This window comes from Streptomyces sp. NPDC002130 (assembly GCF_040296465.1).
GTDB lineage: Bacteria > Actinomycetota > Actinomycetes > Streptomycetales > Streptomycetaceae > Streptomyces.
The window spans coordinates 1-1,146 of sequence record NZ_JBEOXI010001101.1; the positions used below are offsets into that span (position 1 = coordinate 1).

The window sequence follows — 1,146 nt, forward strand, 5'->3', positions numbered from 1 at the left end:
GTTGGTGCCGTGTGTTGGATGCGAGATAGGGCTCCAGCGCGTTGTAACCGTCCAGACCGGGGACTGGGAGCAGGTTCAAGACCGTCGCCATGACCTGCAAGAAGGCAAGGAAGCTGAGGCCGGCCCAGAACGTCAGGTGCTCGGCCGCTGAGCCGTACGTACGTATGACGACGAGGAGAATCACCGCGGCGACGGCGTTCGTGAACGGACCGGCAAGCGATATTCGCGCCTGCACCTTGGGCGGAAACATCCCGGTGCGCAGATACACGGCGCCGCCGGGAAGTCCGATGCCGCCCAATGCGATGAACAGCACCGGCAGACCGATCGAGAGCATCGGATGGCTGTACTTGAGCGGGTTGAGCGTCAGGTAGCCACGAGCCTCGACATCGGTGTCTCCGTGACGCCACGCCAGATACGCATGGGCGAACTCGTGCAAGCACAGCGTGACCACCCAGCCTGCAACCACGAGAACGAAAACACCCGCTCGGCCCGCGATGGAACCCCACGTCGAGTTCCAGGCGACCACTCCGGCGATGACAGCGATCGCAACTACGCCGAGGAAGACAGGGCTCGGCCGAACCGCCGACTCGATTCGAGCGCCGATGACCGCGGCTTGCCCGACTACGATCGTCAAGCCGAGGCCCAAGCCCGAGTTCGAGCCACGTTCGACGCAATCGGTCTGAAACCTCCTCGGCCCCTGACGAAGCCATTCCTGGGTGAACCCGTTGCCCTGGTCTCGCACCGTGATACGGGAGTGGTCGACGTCGACTCTGATCGGCGACTTTCCGTGATTGCGAGCATTCAAGATCAGGTTGGCGATGATCCGCTCCAGCCGACGTGCGTCTGTGTAGGACACAGGGGTGCCGTGAACACTCACTTCACACTCGACCTCGGTGATGGAGATCGCGTGACGCACCACCTGTGCGAGTTCCACCGATTGGATGTCTGCCTGTTCGGATGTGGTGTCGAGACGAGCCACCTCGATGACATCCTCGGCGAGCCTTCTGAGTTTGTGGACGCCGTCGCGCACCAATTCGGTAGGCCTACCTGGCGGCAGAAGCTCGGCCGGCCGGACCACCGCAGATCCTCGGTGTCGCCCGAGGGGGCTCCAGGGTGCGCAGGGGAGCCGGCTACTGCGTCTCCCGT

General features: G+C 63.5%; 1 protein-coding gene. It reads right to left on the minus strand.

Annotation, left to right across the window (positions count from 1 at the left end; all coding sequences use genetic code 11):
- A partial coding sequence (locus ABT116_RS48775; protein WP_351648015.1) for an ATP-binding protein occupies positions 1-1,030 on the minus strand: 1,030 nt, incomplete at its 3' end.
- Positions 1,031-1,146 lie beyond the last annotated feature (116 nt).